Annotated in this window: 15 protein-coding genes; 8 read left to right on the top strand and 7 right to left on the bottom strand. The window is 58.5% G+C overall.

The window, feature by feature from the left end:
• Window positions 1-86: 86 nt before the first annotated feature.
• Window positions 87-869: a DUF1295 domain-containing protein gene (locus GSQ93_RS01905; RefSeq protein WP_158934001.1), complete on the top strand. Its 783-nt coding sequence runs from the start codon at window positions 87-89 to the stop codon at window positions 867-869.
• A gap of 24 nt (window positions 870-893) precedes the next feature.
• A complete protein-coding gene (locus GSQ93_RS01900) occupies window positions 894-2,006 on the top strand; it encodes a cyclopropane-fatty-acyl-phospholipid synthase family protein (RefSeq protein WP_254073712.1) in 1,113 nt (370 codons plus the stop codon).
• Between the two features lie 34 nt (window positions 2,007-2,040).
• Here GSQ93_RS01900 and GSQ93_RS01895 read toward each other — a convergent pair whose 3' ends face one another.
• Window positions 2,041-3,513, bottom strand: coding sequence for an amidase (locus GSQ93_RS01895; RefSeq protein ID WP_158934000.1), 1,473 nt, complete (start codon window positions 3,511-3,513; stop codon window positions 2,041-2,043).
• Between the two features lie 79 nt (window positions 3,514-3,592).
• The gene (locus GSQ93_RS01890) at window positions 3,593-4,288 is read right to left on the bottom strand and encodes a dienelactone hydrolase family protein (protein WP_158933999.1); all 696 of its coding nucleotides are present in this window, start codon (window positions 4,286-4,288) and stop codon (window positions 3,593-3,595) included.
• 699 nt (window positions 4,289-4,987) lie between these two features.
• Between GSQ93_RS01890 and GSQ93_RS01885 the strand changes: the two genes are divergently transcribed.
• Complete coding sequence (locus GSQ93_RS01885) at window positions 4,988-6,133, top strand: branched-chain amino acid ABC transporter substrate-binding protein (protein ID WP_158933998.1); 1,146 nt, start codon at window positions 4,988-4,990, stop codon at window positions 6,131-6,133.
• A 197-nt stretch (window positions 6,134-6,330) separates the two neighbouring features.
• Here the strand turns inward: GSQ93_RS01885 and GSQ93_RS01880 are convergent, their stop codons facing one another.
• A complete protein-coding gene (locus GSQ93_RS01880; protein ID WP_254073729.1) occupies window positions 6,331-7,503 on the bottom strand; it encodes an MFS transporter in 1,173 nt (390 codons plus the stop codon).
• Between the two features lie 237 nt (window positions 7,504-7,740).
• Here GSQ93_RS01880 and GSQ93_RS01875 point away from each other — a divergent pair, with 237 nt between their 5' ends.
• From GSQ93_RS01875 to GSQ93_RS01865, 3 genes are all read left to right on the top strand, one after another.
• The gene (locus tag GSQ93_RS01875; RefSeq protein ID WP_158933997.1) at window positions 7,741-8,406 is read left to right on the top strand and encodes a HugZ family protein; all 666 of its coding nucleotides are present in this window, start codon (window positions 7,741-7,743) and stop codon (window positions 8,404-8,406) included.
• A gap of 373 nt (window positions 8,407-8,779) precedes the next feature.
• Entirely contained in the window at window positions 8,780-9,085 is a 306-nt protein-coding gene (locus GSQ93_RS01870) for an H-NS family nucleoid-associated regulatory protein (RefSeq protein ID WP_158933996.1), read from the top strand.
• A gap of 252 nt (window positions 9,086-9,337) precedes the next feature.
• On the top strand, window positions 9,338-10,531 hold the full coding sequence (locus GSQ93_RS01865) for a cation diffusion facilitator family transporter (protein ID WP_158933995.1): 1,194 nt from the start codon (window positions 9,338-9,340) through the stop codon (window positions 10,529-10,531).
• 31 nt (window positions 10,532-10,562) lie between these two features.
• On the opposite strand, the gene GSQ93_RS01860 is transcribed toward GSQ93_RS01865, so the two are convergent.
• The 3 genes from GSQ93_RS01860 to GSQ93_RS01850 all read right to left on the bottom strand — a co-directional run bounded on the left by GSQ93_RS01860 (window position 10,563) and on the right by GSQ93_RS01850 (window position 12,407).
• Window positions 10,563-11,021: an Lrp/AsnC family transcriptional regulator gene (locus GSQ93_RS01860; protein ID WP_031357026.1), complete on the bottom strand. Its 459-nt coding sequence runs from the start codon at window positions 11,019-11,021 to the stop codon at window positions 10,563-10,565.
• 94 nt (window positions 11,022-11,115) lie between these two features.
• Window positions 11,116-11,766 carry an exonuclease gene (locus GSQ93_RS01855; protein WP_158933994.1) on the bottom strand — a complete coding sequence of 217 codons (651 nt, stop codon included), beginning with the start codon at window positions 11,764-11,766 and terminating at the stop codon, window positions 11,116-11,118.
• Entirely contained in the window at window positions 11,763-12,407 is a 645-nt protein-coding gene (locus GSQ93_RS01850) for an MBL fold metallo-hydrolase (protein WP_158933993.1), read from the bottom strand. The genes GSQ93_RS01855 and GSQ93_RS01850 overlap by 4 nt, the downstream gene beginning before the upstream one ends.
• A gap of 677 nt (window positions 12,408-13,084) precedes the next feature.
• On the opposite strand from GSQ93_RS01850, the gene GSQ93_RS01845 reads away from it, so the two are divergent.
• The gene (locus tag GSQ93_RS01845) at window positions 13,085-13,711 is read left to right on the top strand and encodes a septal ring lytic transglycosylase RlpA family protein (RefSeq protein WP_158933992.1); all 627 of its coding nucleotides are present in this window, start codon (window positions 13,085-13,087) and stop codon (window positions 13,709-13,711) included.
• A gap of 90 nt (window positions 13,712-13,801) precedes the next feature.
• Here the strand turns inward: GSQ93_RS01845 and rsmI are convergent, their stop codons facing one another.
• Window positions 13,802-14,704 (bottom strand): 16S rRNA (cytidine(1402)-2'-O)-methyltransferase, encoded by a 903-nt coding sequence (rsmI, locus tag GSQ93_RS01840; RefSeq protein WP_158933991.1) that lies wholly within the window; start codon window positions 14,702-14,704, stop codon window positions 13,802-13,804.
• On the opposite strand from rsmI, the gene GSQ93_RS01835 reads away from it, so the two are divergent.
• Window positions 14,703-15,131: a YraN family protein gene (locus tag GSQ93_RS01835; protein ID WP_158933990.1), complete on the top strand. Its 429-nt coding sequence runs from the start codon at window positions 14,703-14,705 to the stop codon at window positions 15,129-15,131. The two genes, rsmI and GSQ93_RS01835, sit on opposite strands and share 2 nt — an antisense overlap.
• The last annotated feature ends 54 nt before the right edge of the window (window positions 15,132-15,185 follow it).

Genomic DNA, 15,185 nt, shown 5'->3' with positions numbered 1-15,185 from the left:
CGTAATTACTCCAAGTCGTAGTTGCAATCGCTCTCCAGTCGATGCCATCTATATCTAACGAACAAAAAATCGACATCGAGGACTTTATGCCGCCGCTCACCGTTGCCGTTATTGCTTTTATCGCGCTCATCGTTGTTTTCACCGCGGTTTGGGCGTGGCAGCTTAAATCGAAGAATGCCGGGATGGTCGATCCGATCTGGGCAATGTCGCTCGGCGTGGTCGCCGTGCTGGTCGCCGTACTCGCCGAGGGTGATCTGCACACGCGGGTTGTCGTTGGAATAGGCGGGTTCGTCTGGGGCATTCGCCTGGGTTTGCATTTGTGGAAGCGCAATGCCGGTCACGCCGAAGATCCGCGTTACCACAAGTTCCGCGAGCAATGGGGCGCCGACGCGAACAAGAAAATGTTCTGGTTCTTCCAGATGCAAGTCGTGATTTCGATGCTGCTCTCGCTCGCGTTTTTCATACCGGCCTATCGCGCAACGCCACCGGGCGCTGCCTGGGTCGCGCTGGCGGCGGTGATCTGGATAATCTCGATTGCGGGCGAAGCGCTCGCCGACCATCAATTGCACGTATTCAAAGCGGACCCGTCGAATCACGGCAATGTATGCCGCGCGGGATTGTGGCGTTATTCACGACACCCGAATTACTTCTTCGAGTGCGTGCATTGGGTCGCGTACATCCCGCTCGCAATCGGCGTTGGCGCGTGGATTTTCGCGATGCTGTTGCCGCCCGTGCTGATGGCGTGGCTGCTGATGAAAGTCTCGGGCGTACCCATGATTGAAGCGGAATCGGCTAAAAAGCGCGCGGGATATGCCGACTATATGCGTACGACCAGTGCACTGATTCCATGGCCGCCGCGTCATCCTTAAATAATAATAGCGAGGAGTTTCCACATGAGCGACCTGCCAGCGCGAGCGGTTATGTCACAACCACAAGAAAAAGAAGTGCCGTCGGAGGGCTGGCTGATCGATTGGTGCGAGCGCGGCCGGCTTCCGGATTCGTTCGTGCGCCTGGGAATGCGCCGCCTGATGAAACAGCGCCTGCGCGATGAAGGCATCGACGATGGCGAAGCGCGTTCGAAGCGTTTTAATCGCTTGGTCGATGAACTGCGTGCAAGCCCCATCGCGATCGAAACGCAAGCCGCGAACACGCAGCATTACGAGGTGCCGGCGGCGTTTTTCCATGGCCATTTGGGCGAGCACTTGAAGTACTCGTGCTGCTTGTATCGGACGGGGAAGGAAACGCTCGATCAAGCCGAGCGCGCGATGCTCGAAGAATATGCCGTCCGTGCGCAACTCACCGACGGCCAGCGCATCCTCGATCTCGGTTGCGGCTGGGGTTCGCTCTCGTTGTGGCTGGCGGAAACTTATCCGCGCTCGCAGATCGTGGCGTTATCGAATTCGCAGGGGCAGCGCGAGTTTATCGAGGGCGAAGCGGCCGAGCGCGGCATAACCAACCTGAGCGTGGTGACGGGGAATATTGTCGATCATCAGTTCGATCCGGCATTACTCGTCGATGGCTTCGACCGCGTTTTATCGATCGAAATGTTCGAGCACATGAAGAATTATCGACTGCTGTTGAACAAGATCTCTGGCTGGATGCGCGAGGACGGCAAGCTTTTTGTGCATGTGTTCGCGCATCGCACGCTGGCTTATCACTTCGAGGTGAAAGACGGCAGCGACTGGATGTCGAAGTATTTTTTCACGGGCGGGACCATGCCGTCCGAGGCGCTGCTGCTGCATTTCCAGGACGATCTCACCATTGACCGTCAATGGTGGGTGAGCGGCGCGCATTATGAAAAGACAGCCAATCATTGGCTCGCGAATCTGGACGCGGCGCGCAGCGAGTTGATGCCACTCATGGTCCAGACGTATGGCGAGGCTAACGCCGGTATCTGGTTTCAGCGCTGGCGCATGTTTTATATGGCGGTGGCCGAGTTGTTCGGATACGCCGGCGGCAACGAATGGGGCGTCGCGCATTACCGCTTTTCCAAGCGCTCAGGCTAGATGTTCATCGCTTGGGTCGGGCAAACCCAAGCGTTCACCTCGCCGTCATCAACGCTGGGCGGCGCGCGAACCATGGTCTCGCTGCCTCTAGCTGCGCCGCAAGCCGGAACAACGTGGCATCGTCGTTGATTCGTCCCGCGAACTGCACGCCAATCGGCATGCCGCGCGCATTCCAGTAGAGCGGCACGGACATGGCTGGCTGACCGGTAAAGTTGAAAAGCTCCGTGCAACCGGCCCAGTCAAACGCCTTCTTCGCCGACACTGACAACATCCGCTGCAACAACGGTTCAATAGGAACCGCCGAGAGCACGTGCATCTGGAAACGCTCGAATTGGCTCGGCTGCTTGGCGCCGATCTTGAACGGCGCGGCAGCCAGCGTGGGCGTCAACAACACGTCATATCGCGTCATCAACGTGGCCATCTTCGCCTTGAACTGACGTTGAGTTTCCAGCGCCGCCGGCAGATCGCGCTCGCCAATCTTCCGGCCGATATGCGCCATCGCCCACGATGCAATTTCGAAATCAGCGCGCTTCGGCTTCTGACCGCTGATGCGGTCGGCGTGCAGCACGATCTCTTTGGCCAGCACCGACCACATCACCAGAAAGCCATACGCGAGGTCGCGGAAGTCGAGCCCGAAAGACGCCGGCTCCACATGATGACCCAGCGATTCAGCGAGCCGGGCGGCATCGTCGAGCGCGGCTTTTACATCCGCCGATAACGCCCCCGCCAGCTGCGGCTCTTCCATATAGCCGATGCGCAACGGCCCGCACGGCTCGCCCATGGCCCGGAAGAAAGCGCCGGATTGCCCAGACGATGTGAGATCGAGCAGCAGGGCGCTGTCGCGGACACTGCGCGACACAGCGTGATCTACCGCTAAATCGCCGGGTGCGGGCAGCGGTTGCGGCTGGACCTCGTTCGATGGCTTGAAGCCGAACAGTCCGCAGCACGACGCCGGGATGCGGATCGACCCGCCGCCATCCGCAGCGTGCGCGAGCGGAACGACGCCGCCCGCGACCGCTGCTGCTGCGCCTCCGCTTGAACCGCCCGTGGTGTAGTCGAGTCCCCACGGGTTGCGCGCCGGGCCGAACAACTCGGGTTCGGTGTACGGCATCTGGCCGATTTCCGGCGTGTTGGTCTTGCCGAAAATGTTGAGCCCCGCCTGCCGTGAGCGCGCAACGATCGGCGAGTCTTCAGTGGGGATGAAATGCTGGAAATGGCGGCAGCCCATCGACATCCGCAAACCCGCGACCGGCGCACCCAGGTCCTTGATGAGGTAGGGAACACCCGCGAGCGGACCTTGGCCCAAGGTGCCGGCGCCGTCGTGTCCGCCACGGCTCGCGCGGTTGCGAGCCGCCTGATAATCCTTCAGGACGATAGCGTTAAGCGCCGGATTGACGGCTTCGGCGCGCGTGATTGCCGTATCGATTAATTCCCGCGCGCTGACCTGGCCGCTGCGCACGAGCTCGGCCAAGCCGATCGCGTCATAGTCGAGATACTCGGACTGCACGCTTCCCCCTACTTGAATGCGGTTGTGTACCGTCTTCTCAGGCGGCCAACCGTGCAGTCCGCGGAAGCAGTCCGCCGAGTCAGGAATGCTCGCCGAGGAACGTGAGTGTGCGGCCGTGCGCCAGTGCCGACGCCGCTTGATTGTACGATGCGCGGTCCGTGCAATTGAAGCCGTGATCGGCGCCTGGGTATACGTGGACTTGCGCGTCCTTGCCCGCGAAGCGCTGCTTCACCGAGTCGACCGCGTCGGACGGGATGTGGGCGTCGAGTGCGCCGTAGTGGAATTGCATCGGCACCTTGACCTTGTCGGCCTGGTCGAGCTCGTTCTGGATGCCGCCGCCGTAGTAGGCCACGGCGATATCGAACGCACCTTGCGCCGCCGACAAATACGCCAGCCGGCCGCCAAGGCAATAACCGACAGCCGCGACCTTGCCCGTGACTTCCGGCAGTGCGCGCAGCGCGGCGGCGGTGGCGGTGACATCGGCGACTGCATGCGCCACGTCGAGCTTGCCGTAGATTTCCATTGCCTTCTCGCGATCTGCGCCGTCATAGCCGAGTTCCACGCGCGGCTGGACGCGCCAGAAAATGTCCGGTGCGAGCGCGACGTAACCATCGGCCGCGTACTGGTCGGCCACGGCACGGATATGCGAATTCACGCCGAATATTTCCTGGATGATGACGACGCCCGGGCCTTTGCCACCTTTGGGCAACGCAAGATAGCCCTGGAATGTGTCGCCGTTTGCAGGAATGTCGATCCAGCGGGATGTTACGGTCATGATGAAGCTCCTGGCTGACGCCTGAATTAAGTGAGGCGAAATGAGTGGGGACGATAGGGGTCGAACCGCAACCGGGAAGTGTGCCACCATTCGATGCGCCTTGCTGGCAAGGGCGCGGGCTGTAAAGCGGCTGCAGGCGTTGCACGCGGCGGCACGTTTTTATCGATGCTTCTGCAACTTTCCGTTGTTGTTATCGAGCGCGATGTGAGGCTTTAAGCGGCGACTAGTTAATAGTGCTAACCCCAATGTGTATCTCAGTTCTCAACCGAGTTCTTATCCCGTGCAATTGACCTGCGCAATTGACCTGAAACAAGCGGACCGGATAATAACGGCGTGGCTGGATAAAACTAAAGCGTTACCTCTAGAATGCCGTGAACGCTCACTCGGGAAAACCTGACAATCTGCTGAAGAACCGCATGAACAGGACCTTTCCGCACTGCACCAGCACACTTTCAACAGCTTCTCAACACATCTCTTATTAGTAGTCGCACCACTATCCTAAAAAACTTCCCCAAATTAATTTGACAACCCTACACTTGCGCGCAGTACGGATGCTGGTTGTCATAAACGGCCTGCGGAAGTACAAGCCAAGTGCATGACGATGCATCCGGCGTGGTCGTCCACGGGGCTGAGCAAAACGTGACGAAGACGGAGCACAGGGCGACACCGTTGTTTTTGGGACCGAAACTGGAGACTTACATGAACACCAAGCTTCACAAATTGTTGCCTATCAGCGCTGCAGCGCTAATGTTCGCCTCGATGGCAACAACCGCTACGGCCGACGAGGTCGTCAAGATCGGTCACGTTGCACCGTTGACCGGCGGTATTGCCCACTTGGGCAAGGACAACGAAAACGGCGCGCGCCTCGCAGTTGAAGAAATCAATGCCAAGGGTCTGACGATCGGCGGCCAGAAGATCACGCTTCAACTCGATCCGCAAGATGACGCAGCTGACCCGCGTACGGCTACTCAAGTGGCGCAGAAGCTCGTCGACGATAAGGTCGTCGCCGTGGTCGGTCACTTGAATTCGGGCACCTCGATCCCGGCTTCGAAGATCTACAGCGATGCAGGCATCGTGCAGATTTCGCCGTCGGCAACGAACCCGGTGTACACGCAGCAAGGCTTCAAGACGACGTATCGCGTTGTGGCAACCGATGCACAACAAGGTCCGGCACTCGCAAACTATGCCTCCAAGGACTTGAAGCTGAAGAGCGTCGCGATTGTCGACGACTCGACCGCTTACGGCCAGGGTCTCGCGAACGAGTTCGAAAAGACTGCCAAGTCGCTCGGCATGAACGTGATGTCGCATGACGCGACCAACGACAAGGCTGTCGACTTCCGCGCAATTCTGACGAAGATCAAGGGCGAAAATCCTGACGCTGTGATGTTCGGCGGCATGGACGCAACCGGCGGCCCGTTCGCCAAGCAAGCCAAGCAACTTGGCCTGCGCGCCAAGGTATTGGCAGGCGACGGTGTGTGTACCGACCAGTTGTCGACCCTGGCTGGCGATGCAACCGACAACATCGTTTGCTCGGAAGCCGGTATGGCGCTTGAGAAGATGGCTGGCGGTGCAGAATTCGCAGCCAAGTTCCAGAAGCGTTTCGGCGCGCCGATCCAGATCTACGCTCCGTTCACGTATGACGCGGTGTACATCATTGTCGATGCTATGAAGCGCGCCAATTCCACCGATCCGGCGAAGATCCTGGCAGCAATGCCGAATACGGATTACAAGGGTGTGATCGGCGAAACGACCTTCGACTCGAAGGGCGACCTGAAGCACGGCGTGATCTCGCTGTACGACTACAAGGGCGGCAAGAAGACGCTGCTGGACGTGGTCAAGATGTAATTATCGCGGGCGGTCAGGGGCTTGATGTTTCGACCCGGACCGCCTTCGACGATTTTCATTTTTAAAAAAACGCGCTGATTTCGGTCAGCGCGTTTTTTTTGCTTGGTGGCTTGGCTAATATTGGCCAATGCAGATGACACGGTTGGCGCTCGTGGCTGATTAGCGTTTTGCAGTCCGGCTAACGCGACGGTGTGCGTTCACAGCTTTAACTGCTTCATGATCCTCGGTCCCACAAGCGCAATCAGCGCTGCGCACGCCGCGACCACCGACAATCCGATCGGCAACGTGCTGAACTGCGCCACACCGCCTATCAGCACCGGCCCGAACAGCAAGCCGAAGTAAGCCAGCCCCGCGACCTGCGCCAGTCCTTCCGCCGGACTCACGCCCTCCACACGCGCCGCCGCGGCGAACAGCACCGGCATCATGTTCGCGAGTCCGAGCCCCATCAGCGTGAAGCCTGCAAGCGTGACGACGGCGTCAGGCACCAGCAGCGCCGCCACCATGCCGATAAACGCCAGCGCCGCGCTCGCGAAGATGAGTTGAGGCGCGCCGAAGCGGGCACGCACAGCGTCGCCGCCGAAACGTCCTGCCGCCATGCCGCCGGTGAAGGCTGCGTACGCTGCACTGGACAGGGCAGGCGTGGCAAGCACCACGTCGCGCATGTAGACCGTTGCCCAGTCGTACATGGCGCCTTCGGCGATCAATGCGACCAACGCCATGCCGCCGAGCGCCCACAAGGCCCTGGAGCGCCATCGATTCGACGATGACTGCCCGCCATGCACATGGTCTGCGTGGGGGACGTGCGGCAGCACGGCGGGCATGGACACCAGCAGCACGATCAAGCTCACAACCGACGCGAGCGCCAGATGCGCGGCCGGCGGCATGCCGTGCGCGAGCAACGCGCCGCCGGCGGCCGCGCCGGCCATCCCGCCGACGCTGAACATGCCGTGCAGCGACGACATGATGGGCCGCTCCAGCGCTTCTTCAACGGCGCTGGCTTCCGCGTTCATCGCGACGTCGAGGGTGGCCATGCTGAAGCCGAATAGCGCCAGCACGACCAGCAGCAGCCAGTAGAACGGTGCGACCAGGATCAGCGCCCCGCAAATCGACATGCCGATACCGCCGGCAAGGCACGCGCGGCGAGTGCCGACGCGCGCGATCCACGGCGCATTGGTGAGCATTGCGACAATCGAGCCGACGGCCACCGCCAGGAGCGCAATGGACAGCGATCCGGCGCTCAGGTGAAATTTGTCGCGCACCGTAGGTACGTGCACGCCCCAGGAGGCGTACAGCATTCCGGCGATAAAAAACACGGCCATGGTCGCGTAGCGCGCACGCTCGCGTTTTGCCGCGGGCAACCGCCGATGCACGGCGTTCGGGGTGTCGTGCCCGACGGCACGGGCACTTGATACAGATTCGGACACGGGAATTGCTCTCTTTGCTTTCTTGTTTTTAACAGCCGGCCCTTGGGTTGGCCTGCGAACCTTTCAATTCTATCGGGTTGCGGACGTACCTGGTTTTAGTGCTTTAAGATCGCAAAGGCCGCTCGCTCATCATATTTAGTTCGCTTGCATGGCCGTTGGTGAGTTCTTTCGTGAGGTCCCGCTTTGAATATCCCGTTGCATGCTCCGTTGCATCTGTTGCATCAAGTGCCGCACGGCACGCTTGCGACGCATTCACGCGAACCGCGCGGTTTTCCCTACCCGACCGCATTACCGTTCGCGCCGACTTCCCGTCACGTGCCCATGGTGCTGATTAGCCATCTGGCCGAACACACGCGCAATCTGCAACTGGACGCGCGTGCGGGTTTCCTGATTACCCAAACGGCTAGCGATGCCATTCTCGAAGGCCAGCGTCTTACCATGCTCGGTTCGTTTTCTCCGGCGCCGCCTGAATCCGTCGATGAACTGGCGCGCCGTTATCTCAGATATCACCCGGATGCCGCACGTTATCTCGAATTAGGCGACTTCACGTTCTGGATCATGTCGCTCGAACGTATGAGGTATATAGGCGGCTTTGGCGCAATGGGCTGGCTGGATGCAACGGCGCTGGATCCACTCGAACCGTTATCCGAGCAGAATGAACTTCGGCTTCTGGAATTATTTGCCGATTCTCCTGAGCGGCCGGCAGAACTCGAACTAATGGGTATCGACAAATATGGTTGCGATTTGCGAACTCCCCGAGCGCGCAATCGTTTCACCTTCGATAAACCGAAACAAACTCGCGCAGAACTGAATGCTGCGTTGATCGATTGTATTGAACGGCATAGGTGATTGTCTGAACTTGTGATCGGCCGATACGTGTCCTTATGTCGCTAAATTACGAGATGGTGTTACGGCGATGAGAGGATTTGAGCAAACTCGCACGAGATGGAAGGTTTAGCCGATATGTATCGGGTTATTTTCATTTGATGAAAGACTTTGTGGGTTAATTTAACGATGTAAGTAAGATGAATGCGTAGTTTCGGTAGTGTTAACCGGATATCACAAATTGTTACGGACGCTCGTTCGACTGAATCGATTTAAATCGACAGCGTAGAAACGCGCGCAGAATCCTAGTTGTGTTAATCTGCGATTCATTGAGAGGCTTAACGTTATAACCGGAACGAGCGACGACTCGTACACTGCAAACCACAAGGAACAGATCATGCCGTCTTACAAGGAACTTCTCGCGCAGCGCGAAAATCTCGAGCGACAGATTGAAGAAGCGAAGTCGCGGGAATATGCCGAAGTTCTCAATGAAATCAAGCAGAAAATGGCTGACTATGGGATCACGCTTGCTGAATTGGCAGGTGGCCGTGGTGGCAAGAATTTGAAAAACGCCGCACGTCCGCGTGCGGGCGTTGCGCCGAAGTATCGCGATCCGGACAGCGGCAGCACGTGGTCGGGCCGCGGCAAGCCGCCAAAGTGGATAGCAGGTCAGGAGCGCGACAACTTCCTGATCCAGAAGTAAGACGTGGATTGTTTAAAAAGCCGCACCGTTAAAAGGTGCGGCTTTTTTTTTGCGCCTGCAAGGAGGGCTGCCGATAGACGAGACGGTTGAAATCGACCGACTGCCCGGAATTGCGACGAAATACGAGGTACGACTGAGAACACGTCGCGTTTAACATAAATAGATGATTTTTATAGGGTTTTCCAATTTTTAAGCGAATGCATCGAAGCGCGGCTTGGTAAAATTCGTCAAACGATAACTTCGAGTGATGACATGTCGCAATCAACCGCGCGCGCCGCAGAAAAACAGGACGTAGCCCGCAAAACGACCTTCGCGAGTATCGCGGTGAATTCCGTGCTGATGGTGGCGCAGATTGTCGTAGGCGTGTTTGCGCATTCCCAAGCCTTGATTGCCGACGGTATTCATTCACTGTCCGACCTGGTGTCGGACTTCATCGTGCTCCTGGCAAATCGGCATAGCACCGCTGCTCCTGACGACGATCACAATTACGGCCACAATCGTTATGAAACAGTTGCTTCATTATTTCTCGGCGCGCTTTTAATTGCTGTCGGCGTGGGGATGTTATGGCGAGCAGGTGAGCGTATTACCAATCTTGACGCTATCCCGGAGGTTCACGCAAGCGCACTGATTGTCGCGGTGATCGTTCTGATTTCTAAGGAGTTATTGTTCCGCTATATGCTGCGCGCGGCCGAACGCGTCAGATCCGCACTCCTGATCGCCAATGCGTGGCACGCTCGTTCGGATGCGGCGTCGTCGCTGGTTGTTGCTATAGGCATTATTGGGAGTATGGCCGGATGGCGTTTGCTCGATCCAATCGCGGCCGCAATCGTCGGTTTTATGGTTGCTCGGATGGGATGGACTTTTGGATGGGACGCTCTGCAGGATTTGTCTGATCGCGCGCTCAATCACGCTGAAACCGAGAAGTTACGCATGTTGCTCCGCAGCACACCGGGTGTTCGCGGGGTGCATGAATTGCGCACGCGAAAAATGGGCGATCTCGCGATTGTCGATGCGCATATTCTCGTTGATCCCCTCATTTCAGTTTCAGAGGGGCACTACATTGCAGAATTGGCGCGAGCGCGTTTGCTGACGAATACTTACATTTTGGATGCATTGATTCACGTCGATCCGGAAAATGATGAAATCAATCCGCTGCCGGGCAGAATGCCGACGCGTTCGGCCGTCAGCGATGCCATAAGTGCTGAATTGAGAGCTCATGGTGCTGCCTACAGCGCGCTAAACCTGCATTATCTGAGTAGCGGCTTCGATATCGATGTGACGCTTCCCGCAGATCTAAACGACGATCATTTGGCGAGCCTGGAGACCAGCGATTTTGACGCGCTCAAGCGAAAACTGGGCGCACGCGAGATTCGGTTTACCCGAACTGTAAGAAATACGCCGGGCGTTGTCATTATTGAATCTAATGCCGTTTCACGCCCTGATTAGAGCGTCGGCATTGATGTAATCGAAAGATATCTTAAAGCGGCAATTGTGTATCAAATTTGATTTCCCGCAGGACTACGCTGGTCCGGACTTGCGCGACGGCCGGAATCTTGAAGATGCGGTCGTGGAGAAAAGCGTCGTACGACTTGATATCCGGCGCGACAATTTTCAGAATATAGTCGGCCTCGCCCGTGGTGCTGTAGCACTCGGTGACTTCCGGGCACGTGGTGATCTCACGTTCGAATTGCTCTACACCGCCTTCGGTGTGACGTGTGAGATGGATATGAGCGAGCGCGCAGACATGCAAGCCCAGCTTTTCGCGATCGAGCAACGCGGTGTACCGCTGGATTACCCCCGATTGCTCCATGTCCTTGATACGCCGCCAGCACGGCGTGCTCGAAAGCCCGACCTGGTCGGATATCTCCTGAACCGAACGACGAGCATCCAGCTGCAGAAGTCGCAGGATTTTTTGTGAAAACGTGTCGAGAGTCAACTGCGCCTCCTGTCGGTCGCTACCAAGTCCAATAGTAGAGGCGGCAGAAAGGAAGCGCAATGTCAAACGCCCAACCTGAGCAATATTGCCTAACTCAACGCCCAGACTGCGCGTTTTGTCCTTCGATATCAGTGTCGTCTGGCGTTTCGCCTGTCGCTTTCAGCGACGCCAGCAGCGTCCGTTGAGTCCGCAACTCGGCGAGCATGTTGCAGAAAAGAGCGCCTTGTTCAACGGCGTCATCCAGCGCGACGTGAGTGTGCGGGAGTTCATCGAACCAATGTTTCGGCAAACGCGGTTTGATCGCCTTCCGATATGGCAGATCGGTCAGCGCGAACGCTAGGGTCTTGATGTCGAGCGCGGACCATGAGAACGGACAGCGTTCAGCGAAACGCATCATGTACCAGAACATATAGGTGAAGTCGAAACCCGCCGGATACGCAACGAACACCGGCTTGCCGGGCAACGCCTCGACCCATTCCACATAGGCCCGCAATGCAGTGAGCGGTTGCTGCAGGTCGGTCCGGCAGGCGGCCCATGCCTCGGGCTGGGTTTTCCACCAAGCGGCTTGAACCGGGTGAGGCGCTGCGCCCTCCAGCGTTTCGAGATTCGCCGAAAACGTGCCGATCAGCTCCTTGTGTTCCGTGTAGGCCGCGGACGCGAAACTCAACATGGAGTGCGGTCCGGGGATGGGGCCATCAGCTTCGACGTCCGTACTGACGTAGATTTCAGGAATAGCGGTGCTCATGCGGTCATCCGGTCGGCGACAAACGGGTTGGTGAGGCGTTCATGCCCAAACGTGGACGTGGGACCGTGCCCCGGTACGAACGTGACGTCATCGCCCAATGGCCAAAGCTTTTCCCGCACGGAGCGAACCAGGTCCGAATGGTCGCCACGCGGAAAATCCGTACGGCCGATTGAGCCCGCGAACAGCACGTCGCCGACCAACGCCACGCGATTCACGCGGCTGAAGAAGATCACATGGCCCGGCGTATGTCCGGGGCAGTGATAGACCTCCATGGTTTCGTCGCCAAACTGAACCGAGTCACCATCTTGCAGCCACCGGTCAGGCGTGAAGGCCTGCGCGTCGCCGAAGCCGAAGCGTTTGCTTTGCGCCGGCAACTGTTCGATCCAGAAAGCGTCTTCGGTGTGCGGTCCATGGATCTCTACGCCGTAGTGATCCGCGATCGCCCTTGCTCCGCCGCAGTGATCCAGATGCCCGTGCGTGAGCAGCACCTTGTCGACGGTCACATCGAGTTGTCCGACTGCGCTAATGATCTGATCGACGTCGCCGCCTGGATCGACGACGACCGCACGGCCCGTTGTCTCGCACACAACGATCGAACAATTTTGCTGAAACGGTGTCACGGGAATAAGGGTGACCTTCATGGTGGGCGACTGGGACGTGTAAAAACGTCCATTGTAACGGGCGAAAACCAGCGTTGCCGCCGTGCGCCCGGCGTTAGCCAAACGGTCGACCTGTGCTCAAAAAACAGGCAAAAGTCGCAATTTTTACACCGGTAGAGAAAATGAGTAACATTTTGTTCTTCTCCGGGCGGTCCGACTCGGTGTTTGGGTATAATCCGGCCAGTTGTGCATGGTATGACCATGCCATCAATGGGCATTGAGAAACACGAGTAGCGCGTTTTTACAATTGTCATCAAGTACGCAATTCGGAGCGAAAACGCTTCGCAATCGCAATCAAGCATCGGTTTCAACCGATGTACACGTCTTGTCCAGCCAGGTGCGATGCACCTGCCAACGGCCTTAGCTGCCGTTACGTTGGATGGGGCCTACGCCGCCGTTCCTGCGCAGTTGAGCGCGCAAGAATGTGTGATCCACGTTCGATGGCGGCATGTGGGGTCTGGTCAGGCTGCCGGGGACAGGTTGCGCCAGACGTGAAAACTAACCGGGCATTTGCGGCGAGGTACGCCGCTCCCGAGCACTGGCTCGTCGTTCGATTATCGAGCGGCGCGCACTTTTGCGCGGAAAAAAGCCTTGAGCTGCCTGCGCACGTCCGCGTTTTGTCGGATGGTTAGGCGGCTCTAACCGTTGATTACACGTCTATGAATGTACGACTAACCCGACGTCTCGGGAGTCTTTTGGTCTTTGCAATCCTCACGGGTTGCGCCATGCCGCCAAGCGGCAGCGATCAGGCCAGCGCGCTGAAAACCGGCTCGCAGCTGACCACCGCAAGCAGCGTTGCGAACTCGGGCCGAGGTACGGCGCCGCTCGCCTATGACTCCCGGCTGAACACGTTGCCTCCGTCAGCCAGCAATTCGTCTGATACTTCCTCGCTCGCCAACGCAAAGCCCATTACTGCCGGACCCGATGTCAGCGATTTCGAGCAGCAGGGTCGCGCCTCCTGGTATGGCCGCGGTTTCCACGGTCGCAAGACGGCCAGCGGCGAACGTTACGACATGCACGCGCTTACGGCAGCGCATCGTACGTTACCGCTCGCGTCGTGGGTTCGTGTGACCAATGAGGCGAATCAGAAAACAGTGGTCGTCAAGATTAACGACCGCGGTCCGTATGCGCGTGGCCGCGTGATTGATCTGTCCTATGCGGCCGCTGCGGTACTGGGCATGCGTGGCGCGGGTGTTGGAAAGGTGAAGATCGAAGGCCTGACGCAGCAGGAAGCGCGGGCGGCAGCACGAGATCAATCGCTGGCATCACTCAACCCAACCGACTGATCATCGTCAACTTGTTGCGTAAAAAAACGGGCCGTTTCGACGGCCCGTTTTTTATTGCCCAGCGAGATTTACCCGCCTTATTCCCGCTCGTCATTCCTGCTCGGTTTCGCCCTGTTCTCCGCGTGCCTTATCCATTGCCAGCGCCCTCGTGTAAAGCGCGTTGCGCGATGCGCCCGTCAGCGTTGCCGCCAGTCGTGCAGCGCTACTTACCGATAACTCCGCCAGCAAAGTCGCGAGCAATGCATCGTGAGCGTCGTCCGCGGCGTCCTTTTGCGGCGCGCCTTCTACTACGAGAACGAACTCGCCGCGTTGCCGGTTTGCATCGCCGGAAAGCCACGTTGGCCCTTCGGCCAGGGTGCATCGATGGATGCTCTCATGTAACTTGGTCAGCTCACGAGCAATCAGCAATTGCCGATCGCCACCGAACGCGCGCTCGAGCGCCTGCACCGTTTCCACAATCCGGTGCGGTGCTTCGTAGAACACGAGTGCCGGCGTGTGCGTGAGCAGCGACTGCAATTGCGTGTCGCGCTGCTTCGGTTTGGTGGCAAGAAAGCCGATGAACGAAAACGTGTGAACCCATGCGCCGGCTACGCTGAGCGCGGTGGTGAGGGCGCTTGCGCCCGGCAAAGGAATAACGGGAAAGCCAGCTTCGCGCACGGCATCGACCAGTCGCGCGCCGGGGTCGGAAATACCCGGGGTGCCCGCGTCGGACACGCACGCAATGCGCTCGCCATTGCGCAGATGTGCGATCACGTTCTCGGCAGCGCTGCGCTCGTTGTGCTCGTGTACGGCGATGGTCGGCTTCGAAATGCCGTAGCGCGACAGCAGTTGCGACGTGTTCCGTGTGTCCTCGGCAGCCACACGGTCGACGAGTCCTAGCACATGCAGCGCGCGCACCGTGATGTCCGCGACATTGCCGATCGGCGTCGCGACTATATAGAGCGCGCCAGCCGGAAACTGCTGGCCGTTGGCAAGTTCGGAGAGTGGAGTCATGAGGGCGGGTGGCATACGGAGGACGTCATTGTGCCATGCGGTGAGGGACAACTTTTTGGGGAACGGGGTGTCGAAAACAATCGGAAGCGCGTTCGAGCAACGCGCGCTTGAATATCTGCAGCGGCAGCGCCTGCGTTTTGTCGCCCGCAATTTCGCCTGTCGCGGCGGCGAAATCGATCTCGTGATGCGTGAGATCGGCAGCCAGCGTGCACTCGTATTCGTGGAGGTACGCGCGCGCCGCAGCCGACAGTTCGCGGCAGCGGCGGTGAGTATCGGCGCGCATAAGCAGCGGCGGCTGGTGCTCGCGGCGCAGCATTACCTGATGACGTGGCGCGGTGCGTTGCCCGTGTGCCGCTTTGACGTGATCGCGTTCGATGCAGGCCGTATCGTGTGGTTACGCGATGCTTTTCGCGCCGATACGTCGTGAAAACGGCCTTATCTTAAGTGATGCGGACAGCGAGTGCGGTAAACTGCGCGGAGC

The organism is Burkholderia sp. S171 (assembly GCF_009766085.1).
Classification (GTDB): domain Bacteria; phylum Pseudomonadota; class Gammaproteobacteria; order Burkholderiales; family Burkholderiaceae; genus Caballeronia.
Note: the sequence above shows the minus strand (reverse complement) of the source record. Positions and strands in the feature narration are given on the sequence as shown.

Coding starts and splice junctions, on each gene's coding strand:
- GSQ93_RS01905 (WP_158934001.1), top strand. CDS start 87: ATGCCGCCGCTCACCGTTGCCGTTATTGCTTTTATCGCGCTCATCGTT.
- GSQ93_RS01900 (WP_254073712.1), top strand. CDS start 894: ATGAGCGACCTGCCAGCGCGAGCGGTTATGTCACAACCACAAGAAAAA.
- GSQ93_RS01890 (WP_158933999.1), bottom strand. CDS start 4,288: ATGACCGTAACATCCCGCTGGATCGACATTCCTGCAAACGGCGACACA.
- GSQ93_RS01885 (WP_158933998.1), top strand. CDS start 4,988: ATGAACACCAAGCTTCACAAATTGTTGCCTATCAGCGCTGCAGCGCTA.
- GSQ93_RS01870 (WP_158933996.1), top strand. CDS start 8,780: ATGCCGTCTTACAAGGAACTTCTCGCGCAGCGCGAAAATCTCGAGCGA.
- GSQ93_RS01865 (WP_158933995.1), top strand. CDS start 9,338: ATGTCGCAATCAACCGCGCGCGCCGCAGAAAAACAGGACGTAGCCCGC.
- GSQ93_RS01855 (WP_158933994.1), bottom strand. CDS start 11,766: ATGAGCACCGCTATTCCTGAAATCTACGTCAGTACGGACGTCGAAGCT.
- GSQ93_RS01850 (WP_158933993.1), bottom strand. CDS start 12,407: ATGAAGGTCACCCTTATTCCCGTGACACCGTTTCAGCAAAATTGTTCG.
- GSQ93_RS01845 (WP_158933992.1), top strand. CDS start 13,085: ATGAATGTACGACTAACCCGACGTCTCGGGAGTCTTTTGGTCTTTGCA.
- GSQ93_RS01835 (WP_158933990.1), top strand. CDS start 14,703: ATGAGGGCGGGTGGCATACGGAGGACGTCATTGTGCCATGCGGTGAGG.
- rsmI (WP_158933991.1), bottom strand. CDS start 14,704: ATGACTCCACTCTCCGAACTTGCCAACGGCCAGCAGTTTCCGGCTGGC.